Annotated in this window: 15 protein-coding genes; 7 read left to right on the top strand and 8 right to left on the bottom strand. The window is 55.1% G+C overall.

From position 1 onward, the window contains the following. Positions 1-4: 4 nt before the first annotated feature. Both GNT65_RS13825 and GNT65_RS13820 read right to left on the bottom strand, forming a co-directional pair. The gene (locus tag GNT65_RS13825) at positions 5-1594 is read right to left on the bottom strand and encodes a GMC family oxidoreductase (RefSeq protein WP_160797161.1); all 1590 of its coding nucleotides are present in this window, start codon (positions 1592-1594) and stop codon (positions 5-7) included. Positions 1595-1673: 79 nt separating this feature from the next. Then, positions 1674-2180 (bottom strand): twin-arginine translocation signal domain-containing protein, encoded by a 507-nt coding sequence (locus tag GNT65_RS13820; RefSeq protein WP_160797159.1) that lies wholly within the window; start codon positions 2178-2180, stop codon positions 1674-1676. A gap of 135 nt (positions 2181-2315) precedes the next feature. Between GNT65_RS13820 and GNT65_RS13815 the strand changes: the two genes are divergently transcribed. The 3 genes from GNT65_RS13815 (at position 2316) to GNT65_RS13805 (ending at position 4521) form a co-directional block, all read left to right on the top strand. After that, positions 2316-3284 carry a hydrolase gene (locus tag GNT65_RS13815; protein WP_160797157.1) on the top strand — a complete coding sequence of 323 codons (969 nt, stop codon included), beginning with the start codon at positions 2316-2318 and terminating at the stop codon, positions 3282-3284. 2 nt (positions 3285-3286) lie between these two features. After that, positions 3287-3550 carry a YheU family protein gene (locus GNT65_RS13810; protein WP_160797155.1) on the top strand — a complete coding sequence of 88 codons (264 nt, stop codon included), beginning with the start codon at positions 3287-3289 and terminating at the stop codon, positions 3548-3550. 83 nt (positions 3551-3633) lie between these two features. Then, the gene (locus GNT65_RS13805) at positions 3634-4521 is read left to right on the top strand and encodes a phosphoribulokinase (RefSeq protein ID WP_041508385.1); all 888 of its coding nucleotides are present in this window, start codon (positions 3634-3636) and stop codon (positions 4519-4521) included. Between the two features lie 352 nt (positions 4522-4873). Here the strand turns inward: GNT65_RS13805 and GNT65_RS13800 are convergent, their stop codons facing one another. Then, positions 4874-5653, bottom strand: a complete 780-nt coding sequence (locus GNT65_RS13800; RefSeq protein WP_160797153.1) for a tetratricopeptide repeat protein — start codon at positions 5651-5653, stop codon at positions 4874-4876. 444 nt (positions 5654-6097) lie between these two features. On the opposite strand from GNT65_RS13800, the gene crp reads away from it, so the two are divergent. The 4 genes from crp to GNT65_RS13780 all read left to right on the top strand — a co-directional run bounded on the left by crp (position 6098) and on the right by GNT65_RS13780 (position 9266). Next, on the top strand, positions 6098-6733 hold the full coding sequence (gene crp, locus GNT65_RS13795; protein WP_011864391.1) for a cAMP-activated global transcriptional regulator CRP: 636 nt from the start codon (positions 6098-6100) through the stop codon (positions 6731-6733). Positions 6734-6814: 81 nt separating this feature from the next. Next, on the top strand, positions 6815-7153 hold the full coding sequence (locus GNT65_RS13790; RefSeq protein WP_160797151.1) for a hypothetical protein: 339 nt from the start codon (positions 6815-6817) through the stop codon (positions 7151-7153). Positions 7154-7263: 110 nt separating this feature from the next. Next, positions 7264-7938: a response regulator gene (locus GNT65_RS13785; protein ID WP_160797149.1), complete on the top strand. Its 675-nt coding sequence runs from the start codon at positions 7264-7266 to the stop codon at positions 7936-7938. Then, entirely contained in the window at positions 7935-9266 is a 1332-nt protein-coding gene (locus GNT65_RS13780; RefSeq protein ID WP_160797147.1) for an ATP-binding protein, read from the top strand. Before GNT65_RS13785 ends, GNT65_RS13780 begins: the two co-directional genes overlap by 4 nt. A gap of 89 nt (positions 9267-9355) precedes the next feature. Here GNT65_RS13780 and GNT65_RS13775 read toward each other — a convergent pair whose 3' ends face one another. The 5 genes from GNT65_RS13775 to GNT65_RS13755 form a co-directional block, all read right to left on the bottom strand. Next, positions 9356-10156: a DUF1338 domain-containing protein gene (locus GNT65_RS13775; RefSeq protein ID WP_160797146.1), complete on the bottom strand. Its 801-nt coding sequence runs from the start codon at positions 10154-10156 to the stop codon at positions 9356-9358. Between the two features lie 140 nt (positions 10157-10296). Next, positions 10297-11757, bottom strand: coding sequence for a succinylglutamate-semialdehyde dehydrogenase (astD, locus tag GNT65_RS13770; protein ID WP_160797144.1), 1461 nt, complete (start codon positions 11755-11757; stop codon positions 10297-10299). Between the two features lie 9 nt (positions 11758-11766). Next, positions 11767-12786 (bottom strand): arginine N-succinyltransferase, encoded by a 1020-nt coding sequence (gene astA / locus GNT65_RS13765; RefSeq protein WP_160797142.1) that lies wholly within the window; start codon positions 12784-12786, stop codon positions 11767-11769. Positions 12787-12921: 135 nt separating this feature from the next. Beyond that, entirely contained in the window at positions 12922-14139 is a 1218-nt protein-coding gene (locus tag GNT65_RS13760) for an aspartate aminotransferase family protein (protein ID WP_160797140.1), read from the bottom strand. A gap of 577 nt (positions 14140-14716) precedes the next feature. Further along, on the bottom strand, positions 14717-15862 hold the full coding sequence (locus GNT65_RS13755) for an HDOD domain-containing protein (protein WP_160797138.1): 1146 nt from the start codon (positions 15860-15862) through the stop codon (positions 14717-14719). Between the last annotated feature and the right edge of the window lie 19 nt (positions 15863-15881).

Genomic DNA, 15881 nt, shown 5'->3' with positions numbered 1-15881 from the left:
CGATTTAAGCGCCGCCTAGCTCTTCGGCCAGCAGGCTGGCGTTGCGGGCTGTGATACCGTAGATGGAGAGCTGAGGGTTGGCCCCGAGACTGGTGGGAAACAGCGAGCCGTCCATCACAGACAGATTCTCCAGATAGTGGCTGCGGCCCCGGCTATCCACCATGGCCATACGCTTATCTTCGCCCAGCGGACAACCGCCCATCACGTGAGCCGAGGCCACCACAGTCTTGAAGGGGGCCAGGGTCATCTCTGCGATAGCCTCCTTGGCCGCCTGCCAGCTCGGCAAATAGGGCATGCCCTCACTCATGGGCAGCACCTTCTGCGCCCCGGCGGCAAACTGTAACTCGGCCATGCTGGCGAATGCGCGGCGCGCGGCCCGCCAGAAGGCGTCGGTCAGCGGATAATCCAGGGTATAACCCTTATCTGTCAGCTGTACCTGGCCACCCGGACTATCGGCATGATAGCCATCTCGCATCAGGGCTATGGTCACCTGTAACTGATTAAACTGTGCCATCAGCTCGGCGTGACTCTGGCCGTATCCCAGGGATTTCGATGCGATCAACACGGGATGGATGGGCGGCACCTCCAGCTTATAGCCCAGCTCGCCGTCGGCGCCGTCTTGCCAGACAAACTGATCCGAATAGATAGACTGAGGCGCGCCGCTATGGCCATTGATGGCGTCGTTAAACAGGGCGCCGCTGAGCACGGTCGGGTGCAAAAAGGTGCGCTTGCCCAGCAGCTTTTGCGGATCCGGCAGGCGGGAGCGCATCATCAGGGCCGGCGTGTGGATGGCGCCAGCGCTGAGAATATAGTGTTTGGCCTTTAACATCAGCTGCACGCCGCTGGGGCGCAGCGATTCGGTTAATGCCTGGGCCTTGAGTGCGTACACCCTGTCGTTATGGTGTTCTATCTTGCTCACCTTGGCGCGGCTCACCAGGGTCGCGCCACGCTCCAGCGCCGTGGGTATGGTGGTGACCAGCATAGACTGCTTGGCGTTGACCGGGCAGCCCATGCCGCAGTAGCCAGTGTTCCAGCAACCGGCCACGTTACGCTTGATGACGGTATAGTCCCAGCCCAAAGCCTCGCAGCCCTGCTTGAGCGCCATGTTGTTGCGGTTGGGCTCGAAGGGCCACTCTGTAATACTCAGCCGCTGCTCCATCTTCTCGAACCAGGGCGTCAACGCCTCCTTGGAGAGGCCTTCGACCGACTTGTGCTTGGCCCAGAACGCCAGGGCATTTTCCGGCGTGCGGATCGAGGTGGTCCAGTTGATGGTGGTTGAGCCGCCGACGGCCCGTCCCTGAAAGATGCCGATCGCCTTGTCCTTGGTCTTCATGGACGCGGCCTGCTGATACAGGTTGGGATAGGCGCGTCGCTCCTCCATGTTGAAGCTCTCGGAGGATTTCAGCGGCCCGCCTTCGACGATAATCACAGACAGGCCCGCCTCGGCCATGATCTCGGCCGCCACACCGCCACCAGCGCCACTGCCGACGATCACCACATCGGCCTCAAGGGTTTGGTCTTGGGTCAGTTGACTGGCATCTATATGCTTCCAGCCATTTGCAAGGCCGGTCACTATGGGATCTTCGATGGCCAATGGCGCTCCTTTGCCCCGTTCTCGGGGTTATGTTTATCAATCTGGGGCTAATCGCCCAGCTTTTCTGCCGCCTAAACGTTCAATTAAACAACCGCGGCTTCTCATAATTTAATCGTGACCAGTGCTCGGGACTGCTGTAGTAGCTGGCCAGCACCAACTCCCGCAGCCCCTGATAGGCGGTGACCATAAGGTCGAGAAAGCTGCTTCGCCAGGCTTCCAACATGGCCACCAGCTCCTGGGGTTGACGCATTAACAGGGGGGTCATGTTGCCGGTGAGCAGTAACAGGCCTAGGCGCGACTCGAGCAGCTCCAATAACTGCTCGAGTTCTTCGCGGGACTCATCGGGCAGTAGATCCATGGTCGCCACTATGGCATCTAAGGTGCGGTTTTGTGCCGCCACGCGCAGCGACTGGGTATGGGGCAAGGCGCCGTCGAGAAACACGGGCACCAGCAGGCTAAATAGCAGGCGATGGGACTGATCCAGGGATGCGCTTACCCTCACCTGCGGCGGGTGATACAGGTTCACCCCCAATGCCAGGGCGCCGGTCCCCACGAGGGCCGTGGTCAAAAAGGTGCGTCGGTTCATCTTATTCCCTGTGCTTTATGATTAGCGATACTCCATGGGTCGTCCTTTGACGACAAGGAGCTACTTGAATCTATGTTACACTAGCCGGATAACTAACAATTAAACACATGTTTTAATCTTCGGCAACAGCGATTTATGACCCAGCGTACCTTCACGCCCCCCTGGTGGGCAAGAAATCCCCATGTGCAAACCATACTGCCGGTGCTAACCAAGGTGGACAGGCCAGCCCTGACTCGTCAGCGCCTGGAGTTGGATGACGGCGACTTTATCGATCTCGACTGGCTGACTAAACCCGCGTGCGGTGAACCCATAGTCGTGTTGGTGCACGGGCTGGAAGGCAGCGCCGACTCTCACTATGCCAGGCGTCTACTCACTCTGCTGGGCGAGCATAAGGTCAGCGCCCTGGTGCATCATCATCGCAGCTGCTCTGGGGTGACCAATCGCCTCGCCCGCAGCTATCACAGCGGCGATACCCAGGACCTGCACACCACCCTGAGCCAGTTACGCAAGGACTATCCAGACTCGCCGCTATTGGCGGTGGGCTACAGCCTGGGGGGCAATGTGCTGACCAAATATATGGGCGAACATGGCAGTGACAGCCTGGTGGATCGCGCCGTGGTGATCTCGGCGCCGCTACAGCTGGGCGCCTGCGCCAAACGGCTCAGACACGGCTTCTCCAAGATCTACCAGAGCCATCTGATCAAGCAGCTGCAGCAGAAGGTGCGCGATAAGCTGGCCCTGCCAGAGCTGAGCGCCCAGATGCCGGTGACCATGGCCGAGGTGGAGAGTCTGACCACCTTTCATCTGTTCGACGACAGGGTCACGGCGCCGCTACACGGATTCGATGGCGTCGAAGACTATTACCGACGCGCCAGTGGCCTGCCCTACCTGAGCCAGGTGGCTAAGCCGACCCTGGTGATTCATGCCAAGGACGACCCCTTCATGACAGATGAGGTGATCCCGACTCGGGAGACCCTCTCGCCCCAGGTCACCTATGAGCTGCATCAACAGGGCGGTCACGTCGGCTTTATCGACGGCGGCCATCCCCTCAAGCCCAGATATTATCTGGAGCAGCGTATCCTTCATTTTCTGCTGGAGGCCTAACCATGCTGATCCCCTATCAATCCCTGCTGCAGCTGCCGAGTGAGACCCTGGATAATCTGATCAAGGAGTTTCTCTTCACTCAGACCGAGGATGGCAGTTTCGCCAGCCTGGATGACCAGGCCTTGGCCCGCGCCATTGCACAATGCCGTCAGGCTTTGGCCCGCAACGAACTCGTGGTCGAATACAGCGAAGAGGATGAATCTATCGCCATTCGCCATAAACAAGAGACCCTGACACAACAGGGACAAGATGACAGGTCCTGTTGACCTTTAGGTTATCCGTGCCGTATAACTATTGATTCACAAATGCCTGTTATCAGGCATCAGCTTAGCGCTATTTAGGTAAAAGAATGTCAGCCAAACACCCCATTATTGCCGTGACAGGCTCCTCTGGAGCAGGCACCACGACAACCACGACAGCATTTAGCCATATCTTCCGTCAGTTGGGGATCAATGCCGCGATGATCGAGGGTGACAGCTTTCACCATTACACGCGTCCCGAGATGGAGCTGAAGATCCGCCAGGCGCAGAACGAGAATCGCAACATCAGCTATTTCGGCCCAGAGGCCAACGATTTTGCCAAGCTGGAGCAGTGCTTTAGCGACTATAGCGCCACCGGCCAGGGCGAGACGCGATCCTACCTGCACACCTTCGACGAGGCGGTGCCCTTCAACCAGATGCCGGGCACCTTTACCCAGTGGCGACCGCTGCCGGAAAACACGGATATGCTCTATTACGAGGGCCTGCATGGCGGCGTGGTCACCGACGACTGCGACGTGGCCCAGCACGTGGATCTGCTGATCGGCATGGTGCCCATAGTTAACTTGGAGTGGATCCAGAAGATCATCCGCGATACCTCAGACAGAGGCCACAGCCGCGAGAAGGTGATGGGCTCTATCGTGCGCAGCATGGAAGACTATATCAACCATATGACGCCGCAGTTCTCCCGCACCCATATCAACTTCCAGCGGGTCCCTACGGTAGACACCTCTAACCCCTTCAGCGCCAAGACCATCCCCAGCCTGGATGAGAGCTTCGTGGTGATCCGTTTTCGCGGCATCAAGAATGTCGACTTCCCCTATTATCTGAAGATGATCGACGGTTCCTTCATGTCACGCATCAACACCCTGGTAGTGCCCGGCGGCAAGATGTCACTGGCGATGGAGTTGATCCTCACACCGCTGATTAGGGACCTACTTGAGAAGCGTCAGCACCTGCTGGATCTGGATAGCGAATAATTTTTAATCGCTTGCACTTGCTTCAGAAAGAGATTGTTTCACTTAAGCTTTATTTAAGTCTGCTCACATAGAATGCTGGCTATCGGGATTTCAGGCGAAAGACTGATAGTTAGTATACTCTTGGGAGTGAATTCCCCCATCTTGATCTGTTTGCTTCCTCGAGTATGCTAGCGTTCCGACACCTGCTCATGCACGCCACTTTGCATTAATCTCCCAGCGTTACCGTCCTAACATTTTCAAGCTTAAAGATTTCAGGTCTAAAGATTTCAAACCTAAATTTTTCTAGCCTAAAGCTTTCAGGCATAAAAAACGCCGACCCGAGTCGACGTCTTCATTGATACGAATAAGTCCCCTACTGGGACAGGGGAACCACTTCACGATATGGTTTCTGTTGGCGGTAGTTTTCCAGCCTTAATTCAAATTCGTCTGACTTACCGAACTCGGCGGTTTGCTTGAGCGCCTTGATCGCCTGCTGCTGCAGATCCACCGCCGCGCTGTAGTCGCCTATTTCGGCATAGGCTGCTGCCAGGTTATCCAGGTTGGTCGGATCTTGCTTGTTGGCCTCGACCAGCCCCTTGCCTATGGCCAGGGCCTTACCGCCGTCACGGTACTTGGCCTCGGGACAGGTAGAGAGGATCCACACCACATTGCCAAGGGAGATCTCATCGCCCACCGCCATGAAGTTATCGACCGCCTTACCGCAATTGCGTGCCACGCCGTTACCGCCGGCGGCATAGATGAAGCCTAAACGGAACTGGGCCCACTTGTCATTTTCCTTGGCCAGGCTCAGATACCAACGCTCGGCCAGGGCCAGGTCACGAGGGATGATCTTACCGTCGAAGGCAAGATCCGCTATGGTCTGGGCCGCCTTCTTGTGGCCTGTCTCGGCGGCGCGCTCAACCCAGCTGGCCCCCAGTTGAGGATCCGGGCTAACGAAACGGCCCGAGAGATACATCAAACCGAGAAGAAATTGCGCCTCAGCCTCACCCTGGCTGGCTTTTAACTGAATATGGGCCAACTTGCTGGCAGGCGCCGCCGCATCGGTGGCGGGCACAGAGAACGCCAGGGCTTGCTGCTGCACGGCAAACAGGGCTAGCAGGCCGGCGGCCAATTTCCAAATATGCTTTGTCACGATTCAAGACTCTCCTTCACCAGTTCGCATCACCTATGGAGGCGACAGGAAATAGTCACAACTTTGAGCTGCCCCGGCCCGAGTAAAATTCGCCGACGCAGAGAGTAACACTATCAATAATTCCCCCGCCAAGTCGAGTAAAAACCGTGTTTTACTGCATGAAAAACGTCGGTTTTATTTCCTGTCCGGGTAACGAGCCCTAAGGCAGATGTGATATGTGCAGCATTGTCGGCCAAATAAATTGGCCTGATTACGGTATTAGTTGACATATATTACTAATGTATCAAAATAAACTCCCACTATTGACAGCAAAGTAAATTAGGTTATTGGCTGCATACTTATTGCCATAATTTGATCTCTGACGAGGTTTTTTGGGCCTAATTGACGTAATCTGCTTATTTAGCATATTCTTGTATTTACATTAATCAGTCGAGGAACATAGGCATGGCTCTGATTGGTAAGCCTAAACCTGATCCAACGTTGGAATGGTTTTTATCACACTGTCACATTCATAAATATCCAGCCAAAAGCACTCTGATCCATGCAGGTGAAGACTCTGACACCCTGTACTACATAGTGAAGGGTTCTGTTGCCGTCTTGATTAAAGATGAAGAAGGCAAAGAGATGATCCTCTCTTACCTGAACCAAGGTGACTTCATCGGCGAACTGGGTCTGTTTGAAGAGCAGGCCGAGCGTACGGCTTGGGTTCGCGCCAAGCAAGCCTGTGAAATCGCCGAGATTTCTTACAAGAAATTTAAGCAGCTGATCCAGGTTAACCCTGAGATCCTGATGAAGCTGTCATCTCAGATGGCTTATCGTCTGCAGAGCACCAGCCAGAAAGTGGGCGACCTTGCCTTCCTTGACGTTGCCGGTCGCATCGCACAGACACTGCTGCACCTGGCTAAGCAACCAGATGCCATGACACACCCAGACGGCATGCAGATCAAGATCACCCGCCAAGAGATTGGTCAGATCGTGGGTTGTTCTCGTGAAACCGTGGGCCGTATCCTCAAGATGCTGGAAGAGCAGAACCTGATCCAAGCACACGGCAAGACTATCGTGGTTTACGGTACCCGCTAAGCTAACATTAAGTTAGATTTAATAGATCTTAGTTAAAGTGGCCTGACTCCTTAGTCAGGCCATTTTTTTAGGACAGCCTCAGTGAAACCGACCGCCGTTACCAGCACCTTCCTGCTTAGTGTCTGCTCACTGCTCAGTCCGGCTGCGACCGCCGTTATCGAACTGGAACACAACCAGGCCAAAGAGCTGGTCAGCGAAGGCAAGATCCTCTCACTCGATCTCACCCTTAACCAGGTACAGGCCTACTGCGATGGTAAACTGGTAGATGCCCACCTGTTTCATGCCCAGGGCCACTGGCGCTACGATCTACAGATCAAATCGGCAAATGGTGAGCTAATCTCCCTGGATATCGATGCCACCACGGGCCGTCACAGCACTAACAAGCCCCTGCCTCAGAGCTGCATCCCCCGCAAAAACTAGCACCGAAATATCCGCTTAGGGCGAAAAAGTGTATTATCAATTCAGGTCGATCCGACTCGGCCGCCTCCATGTAGACAGAAGCGCCTGCTGCGCTAAGGTAGAGAGAAACGATGAAATTGCTGCTGGTTGAAGACAACACCCTACTGGTCGATGAACTTGCCAAACAGCTGAAACAGGCCGGCTATGTTACAGATGTCACCGACAGAGCGGCCGAAGCCGACTACCTGATCAAAGAAACCCATTATGATTGTGTCATCCTGGATATCGGCCTGCCTGACGGCAACGGCCTACAGCTGCTGGAGACCTGGCGTAATCAGGGAATAGACACGCCGGTGATCATGCTCACTGCCCGCAGCCAATGGCACGAGAAGGTAGAAGGATTCAACGCCGGTGCCGACGATTATCTGGGCAAACCCTTCCACAGCCAGGAGCTGCTGGCGCGTATTCATGCCTTGATCAACCGTGCCCACGGCAAGACCAACAGCCCCACCAAGGAGCTGAGCTTCGAAGGCGTGACCTTAGATGAGGGTCAGCAGAGTGTCACCGTCGGCGATCAGCATTTTGAACTCACCGCCATGGAGTTTCGCCTGCTGAAGATCTTCCTCATGTCTCCCAAGAAACTGCTCTCCAAGGCGCAGTTGACCGACAAGCTGTACCAATTTGATGACGAGAAAGAGAGTAACGTGGTGGAGGTCTATGTGACCCACCTACGCAAGAAGCTGGGTAAGAAGGCCATCGAGACCCGCAGGGGACAGGGCTATATCTTCCACGGCCTCAAGCCATGATATCGATCCGCACTAAGCTCAGCCTCTGGCTGTCGGCCTTAGTCATTATCTCCACCTTCGTGGCGATCGTCATCTTCGAGTCCATGTTGCGTCAGGCATTTCATGACTCCATCATCGACCGCCTCGAAGAAGATTTAGAGCAGGTGTTGCTGGCTATTCAGTTCGACAACGGCGACATCAGCATTGACCCTAACCAGGTGTCTAACTTCTATAAGCCCGTCTATTCTGGGCGCTATTACCAACTCAACCTCAAGGATATCGAGCTCAGATCCCGCTCCCTGTGGGATCAGCGTCTGGAGATAGAGCCCCTCTCCAAGGGCCAGACCCGGGTGTGGCAGACCAAGGGGCCACAGAATCACGATATCCAGCTGCTCTCCATAGGATTAAGCAGCGCCGACGCCAAGGTACAGGCGACCCTGACCGTGGCTCAGGATCTCAGCATCGGCCGCCAGGTGTTCACCCAGGTCTATGGCACTAAGCTATCGGTCAACCTGGCCATGCTGCTCACCATGGTGGCGGGGATCTTCATTCTGCTGCGGCAATCTTTCAAGCCGATCAACGATATGCAGCGGGCGCTGATGAAGCTCAGAGAGGGGGAGATCACCGCGCTGGATACCGGCAAGATCCCGCCCGAGCTTGCGCCACTGGCCCAGACCTATAACGAGCTGTTGCAATACTCGAGCAAGCAGATGGAACGCAGCCGCAACAACCTGGGCAACCTCAGTCATGGCCTGAAGACGCCGCTGGCGGTGATGCAGCAGCAGGTGGAGGTGCTGGGGCTCAAAGATCCCGAGGCCGCCAGCGCCATGCAGAGCCAGCTCGATCAAATCCACAAGATGATAGAGCGCAAGCTGGCGGCGGCGCGGATCACCGGTGACATGCTACCCGCGGCCCAGATGCAGCTCCCCAAAGATCTGCTGGACTTGGCCCAAACCCTCACCAAGGTGCACGGCCACAAGGCGATCGCCTGCCAGTTTAACCTGGACGAGGGCTTAAGCCGCCTGCCTATTCACCGCGAAGATGGCATGGAGCTGATAGGTAACCTATTGGATAACGCCTTCAAGTGGGCTAACAGCAAGGTGGCGGTTTCTACCAAGCAGATAGATGAGCAGCTCCTGCTGACCATAGAAGATGATGGCCCCGGGGTCGCCGATGAGGCCCTCAGCCAGTTGACCCAGAGGGGCAAGCGCCTGGATGAGGCGATCATGGGCCACGGCCTGGGACTCTCCATCGTCAAGGATATTACCGAGCAGTATGAGATAAGCCTAGACTTCGAGCATGGCCAGCAGCTGGGCGGACTGAAGATCACCCTTGGCTTTAAGGGATAGCTTTCGAGACCGAGTTAAAACATCGCCATCATCCCACAAAAAAGCCGATGCAGTGCATCGGCTTTTGACTGTTGAGACTCACCCCGAGATTAACCCGCGTTGTTGGTGCTCTCGAAGATCTTGTCCGCAGAGGCTGCCACGAAGCCTGTATACAGCTCACCGTCCGCCTTAGGATAGCGCAAGGCAAACTCATAGAAACAGCTTGGAATCGTCTTCTGGACGTCTTTAAAGGCCACATTGACCTTATCGGCCATGGTCGATGACTGCTCGAGCAACACATCGGCAGACCCCTTCACCTCGCCGCCGACACTGTTCAGCACGAAGTCACCCTGCTTCAGGGTGTCATTCACCTCGAGTATGGTGTTGTATCCAGGCAGGTGGTTGATCGACACGGTAAAGTGGTTAGCGCGGTAACCGAACGCCGCCACCCATGCCGCGTACTCGCTCTCGGCCAGCAGCTGCTCGTAGGTCGCGTAATCCAGATCCCAGTGGCGGCCCGAGTAGAGGAAGTTATCCGCCGTGGTCGCGGCCTCATCCACCTGCTCCACCAAACCGTGGACTATGGCTTGCAGCTCAGGGCTGAAGGCTTCGACCATCAGCTCAGAGATAAACACCTTAGGCTGGGTCGGATCCGGGTGCTCGAAGTGCTTGGCCTTAAGCTTCTTGGCTTCGAAGTCGTAATCGCCACAGGCCACATAGCCCAGGGACTCGAAATGCTTCGCCAGAACGCTCAGGTTCACCTTGGCAATGTTGAAGGTACGTAGGGCGATATGATCGTTGATGATGGTCTCACCCTTGGCCAGTAGCTGGTGTACCTTGGCGGCTGAGGGGGTCATTTCAACATAATCGTCCCATAGGGCGGCAAATAGCTGGTTTACATCGGTATGCATCAATTTCTTCCTTAACATCATCGTGTTACCGGTCGTTATCGCGCCGGTCTGTTTGTTTTCACGATATAAGTACAACGAGAATTTTCGTGTACGCCTATAAAAATGGGAGCGGGCAAGACGCCCACTCCCATGCTTGTTTACTAAAGGGTCAGACCCGGACTCAGACTGGCTGGCATGGCCAGGGCATCGGCCTCGACCGAAGCGACCGGGTAGGCACAGTAGTCGGCGGCATAGAAGGCGCTCGCCCTGTGGTTACCCGAGGCGCCAACGCCACCAAATGGTGCCGAACCTGATGCGCCGGTGATCTGCTTGTTCCAGTTGACGATACCCGCACGGATACGCGCCAGGAAGTAGTCGTAGTCTTCGCGACTGTCCGCCAGGATACCGGCAGAGAGACCGTAGCGGGTGTTGTTCGCCAGCGCTATCGCCTCGTCGAAGTCTGTGTAGCGCACCACCTGCAGTAGTGGGCCGAAGTATTCTTCGTCTGGCAGCTCGATTACCTGAGTCACATCGATAAGACCCGGAGACACAAGGCCAGTACCGGCTTCAAGATGCTTAAGCTCAACCAGCGGCGTACCGCCCAGGTTGATCAGGTTACGCTGAGCTTCCACCATCCCCTTGGCCGCCGCCTCAGAGATCATAGAACCCATGAATGGCTGTGGCTGTGCGTTCCAAGGGCCCACCTTGATCTGCTTGACCGCCTCGGCCAGCTTAGCCAGCAGGGCATCGCCCTCGGCGCCCTTCTCAACATAGAGACGACGAGCACAGGTGCAGCGTTGACCCGATGAGATATAGGCCGACTGAATGATATCGTGTACAGCGGCCTGAGTGTCTTTAACGCCCTTGATGATCAGTGGGTTGTTGCCGCCCATCTCCAGCGCCAGGATCTTACCCGGATGACCCGCGTATTGCTGGTGCAGGATATGACCCGTACGTGAGCTACCTGTGAAGAACAGGCCGTCGATCTGCGGATGGGACGCCAGCGCCTTGCCGGTTTCCACTTCGCCTTGAACCAGGTTGATCACGCCAGCCGGCAGACCGGCCTTCTCCCACAGCTTGAGCATCAGCTCGGCCGTCTTAGGGGTGAGTTCAGATGGCTTGAATACCACAGTATTACCCGCCAGTAGCGCAGGAACGATATGACCGTTAGGCAGATGGCCCGGGAAGTTGTAAGGACCAAATACCGCCACCACGCCGTGTGGCTTGTGACGCAGCACGGCGCGACCGGCTGGAGTATCGTTCTCAGAGGTGCCGGTACGCTTGTGGTAGGCAGCCACCGACAGGCCGATCTTGCCGATCATGGCGCCCGCTTCGGTCGCGGTTTCCCACTGTGGTTTACCGGTTTCCTGAGCGATCACCTCGGCGATATCACCCTTGTGAGCCTCGAGCTGGTCGCGATAGGCCTCGACAATCGCCAGGCGGGCGTCGAAGCCCAGCATGAACCAGTCGAACTGGGCGGCGCGTGCCGCATCGACTGCTGTGTTAACCTGCTCCGGGGTCGCCGTCTTGCTTTCCCAGATAACTTCTTGATTTGCGGGGTTCTTCGAGACTACATTGTGTCCCAGACCGGCAACCCACTGGCCGTTAATAAATTGACTCATCATAAATTCCTACATTGCCAAGACACGGATCTGTTCACCTTCTGCCACCAGCAACGCACCGGCAAGCTCGGGTGACAGGATCACCTCGTCGGTTTCATCGCTGACCATCAAGTTGGCCGAGGTAGCACGGTAACCCGCTAACAAAGTATTTGAGATAATATAGCTGCTGCTCGAGGCTGGCATCTCGCCCACCTTGACCGTCAGCAGGCGACTCTCTTTCACCGAACGAATGTCGTTAAGATTACATTCGACCGTTGGTCCGCCGTCGAAGATATCAACATAGCCGCGGCATCTAAAGCCCTCAGCCTGCAGCAGGTTGAGTGCCGGACGGGTATTGGTGTGCACCTCGCCAATCACCTTCTGCGCCTCTTCGGGCAGCAGGCAGACATAGACACTGTTCTTCGGCATCATCTCGGCCATGAAGGCCTTCTGGCCCAGGCCCGACAGGTAGTCGGCCTGCACAAAGTCTATGCCGAGGAAGTTCTTCTGCAGCCAGCCGTAGAAAGGCGAGTTGCCCTCGGCGTCGCTCTCGCCGCGCATCTCGGCGATCACTGTGTCGCCGAAGCGTTCGGCGTGCTGTGCCAGGAAAAGGAAACGACTGCGAGACAGCATGCGTCCGTTGTTGTTCTTACGATAGGTGTCACGCAAAAACAGGGTGCATAGCTCGGCGGCGCCCGTGTAATCGTGGCACAGAGTCAGGGTTTCCACCTCGTTACGCACGTCGATCTGCTCTGAGTGGTAGACCTCTGTACCCAGACGGTAGTGGTAAAAGGCATCGACCATGCCGACCGCAGCCTCGAGCCCACAGGTACCGACCACTTCGCCAGTCTCTGTGTCTTCCAGCACCATAAGATAGCCTTCGTCGAAGGGCTTATCGATCTCTTTGACGAACGAGGCCTCGACACGGGCAATCTTATTTCTTAATAACTCTTCATTGACGGGTAAAGACGTGAATCCATGACCTGACTCGACGGCGATCTGATACAAGGCATCGTAATCGCTCGATCGTATGGGGCGGATAATTAACATCTTTGGGTCTCCTCACTTGTCCTTGTCACTCAAACGCAAACAGCCTTAACAATTAAGACCCACATGCCGGGCTTGAGGTTCAAGGTTTTCTCTCAGACAAAAAGCGCGGCTGTTACGCCGCGCTCATGCCGTCACTTAGCCAGCAACAACCTTGGCTACTGCGCGTTCGAAACGAGCAAGACCCTCGGCGATGTCGGCCTCAGGAATAACAAGAGAAGGAGTAAAGCGGATCACATTAGGACCGGCAACCAGGCTCATCAGGCCTTCGCCGATACCGGCAACCAAGAAATCTTTTGCACGACCCTGGTACTGTTCGTTGAGCACGGCACCCAGCAGCAGGCCTTGACCGCGAACCTCGGTGAATACATTGTACTTTTCGTTGATCTGATTCAGACCGTCACGTAGCAGCTGCTCGCGACGTTTAACGCCCTCAAGTACCTCTGGCGTGTTCACTACGTCCAGTACCGCGTTACCGATTGCACATGCCAGTGGGTTACCGCCGTAGGTAGAACCATGGGTACCAATCTTAAGGTGAGAGGCGATCTCTGTGGTTGTCAGCATAGCCGCGATCGGGAAGCCGCCACCCAGCGCCTTAGCTGTGGTGAGGATATCCGGGGTTACTTCGGTGCGCATGTAGGCGTATAGCTCACCCAGACGACCAACGCCTGTCTGAACTTCGTCGAAGACAACTAAGGCATTGTGCTTGTCTGCCAGGGCGCGTACCGCGTGCAGGAATTCAGGATCGGCGTCTATGATGCCGCCTTCGCCCTGTAGTGGCTCGAGCATGATGGCACAGGTCTTGTCAGACACTTCGGCTTCCAGCGCCGCAATGTCGTTGAATGGCAGGTGAGTAATAGACTCTGGCTTAGGACCGAAGCCATCTGAGTAGGCGGCCTGGCCACCTACGCTCACGGTAAAGAAGGTGCGGCCATGGAACGCCTTATCGAAGGCGATGATCTGATCTTTCTCTGGGCCAAACTTATCCTGAGCATAACGACGGGCCAGCTTAAGGGCCGCTTCGTTGGCTTCTGCACCAGAGTTAGCAAAATAAACCTTCTCGGCGAAGGTGGCTTCAACCAGCTTAGTGGCCAGTGCCAATGCCGGCTCGTTGGTCATCACGTTGGCCAGGTGCCAGATCTTCTCACCCTGCTCTTTCAAGGCGCCAACCAGCGCCGGATGACAATGACCTAGACAGTTCACCGCGATACCGCCGGCGAAGTCGACAAACTCTTTGCCTTCCTGGTCCCAAACACGGCTACCCTCACCACGGACAGGGATCACAGCCGAAGGTGCATAATTAGGCACCATTACTTCATCAAACTGGGCTCGGGTTAGCTTTTGGTTTACGCTCATTCTACTCATCCTTTCAATGTTGCCGAAGGCTTCAATCGCCTGTCGTACCCGTCTTTCTCCGAAAAGCGACGCCTTTCGGTAACGGTTATTTTGTTATCTAGGGGGACATTAATAGCGAAAACGTGATCAAAATACCAGTTCTGACGGTCGAGCCTTCTTAGCATGTGCATAACAAATGCATAAAGATTTGAGCTTAAAGGTTATACAAGCGTTTATAACCTAGGCTTGAGCATAATTAGTCAGAAAAAAGTTTATCGACCCAAAACTCAACTAATAATGTGATTTTTATGAATATATAGTCATATTTTGACGTGGCGTGGATAGTAAAACATTTCCACAGCAAATAACACTAAAAACCATTAGCAAAACAGTTCATTCTCACTGCCCTTTTGTACACCGCCGTTTCCACTCTTCATTAGAGAAACACTAGCGACCTGCCAGATACGATATGCAAGGTAAACATCCATTTATTATCAATGAGATAGATAAGCAAGACTAAGAGCAAGGCACCACTCTTAAACAAGGTTTTTGCCCCTTGGAAGCGTCCAAGCTTTACGCACAGAGGGCTACTAGAAGCCTAATAGAGGTCTAGCTTACGGTAATTTTGCCCCTTGAGGCGGATCTTCTCTTGCTCAGAGAGCTGATAATAATCGAACATCATCTGCTTCTCTTTTGGCGAGATCAACCGCATCTCTTCCAGCATCATGACCTTGGCATAACAGCTAGCACGGGCCACCAGGGCGGCCTCACTCGACAACTCGCTGTAGCTAAGGCAGGTATCCAGCTCCTTCTGGGTCTGGGTCAGGCCACTAGCAGCAAAGTCCAACAACTCAGGCAGGCGCCAATTGAGGGTATGAGCGTGTTGCAGCACCTGTTGGTAGATATCCTCGGCGGGAAACTCGGTAGCCAGCACGGCATCATGCAGCTCCTTATCGCGACTACCACTGGCCTCCCTGAGCCAGTTTCCCCAAATACTCTCGTAGACCTTGGCGCCATTTTTCAATACCACTGAGACCCCCAGCTGATAGAGCAAACTACTGGTATAAGCCGTGGCCATATCCTGCTCATTTAACTGCGCCAGGGCCTTGGCGGCGATGCCGGTAACCATAGCGTAACGCCACAGCTTACGCGTGGTCCACAGCAAGTTGGCATGCCCGGTTGGCAACCAGTTTCGCAGACAATAATAGGGGATCAGCAGCCTGAGGTTCTCGACACCGATAAAGTTGAGCACCAACTTTATCTCGGTCACCTTCACGTCCGATCGCTGCTGGCGCTTGTGACGAAATGAGGGGCTGTTGACCATGTTGGTGAGATCCCGCGCCAGCCAGGGCAGATCGGCGATGAGCAGGCGCAACCTGCTCAGATCCAGGTTCTTCTGTTGCAGCAGCTCAAGTACCAACATCTGATTCTGATTAATCCCGGCTTGTTGTATCAGGAGCTCCGGAGACGCCAGCTGATTGTCTAAGGTAGTGTTGACCGTAGTGATAAGCTGCTTGGAGACCGCCTCGTATACCTGGCGAGCCTGGATCTGCTTGGAGAGGCGCTCGAATACGGCGTCGCGTTCGATGGCGAGCTTATTGGCATCATTCTCCAGTTCACGGTCTAAGTCATCAAACATGGAGGCAGCGGCCTTCTGCTTACCCACTATAAGCTGTTTCAGAAGCCTGTGTTCGATATCTATGATGATGCCCGGACGGACACCACCGGCAATGGACTTTGCCACCTAAGCTGTTCTCCTCAGC

Source organism: Shewanella insulae (genome assembly GCF_009831655.1).
In the GTDB taxonomy this organism is placed as follows: Bacteria; Pseudomonadota; Gammaproteobacteria; order Enterobacterales; family Shewanellaceae; genus Shewanella; species Shewanella insulae.
Note: the sequence above shows the minus strand (reverse complement) of the source record. Positions and strands in the feature narration are given on the sequence as shown.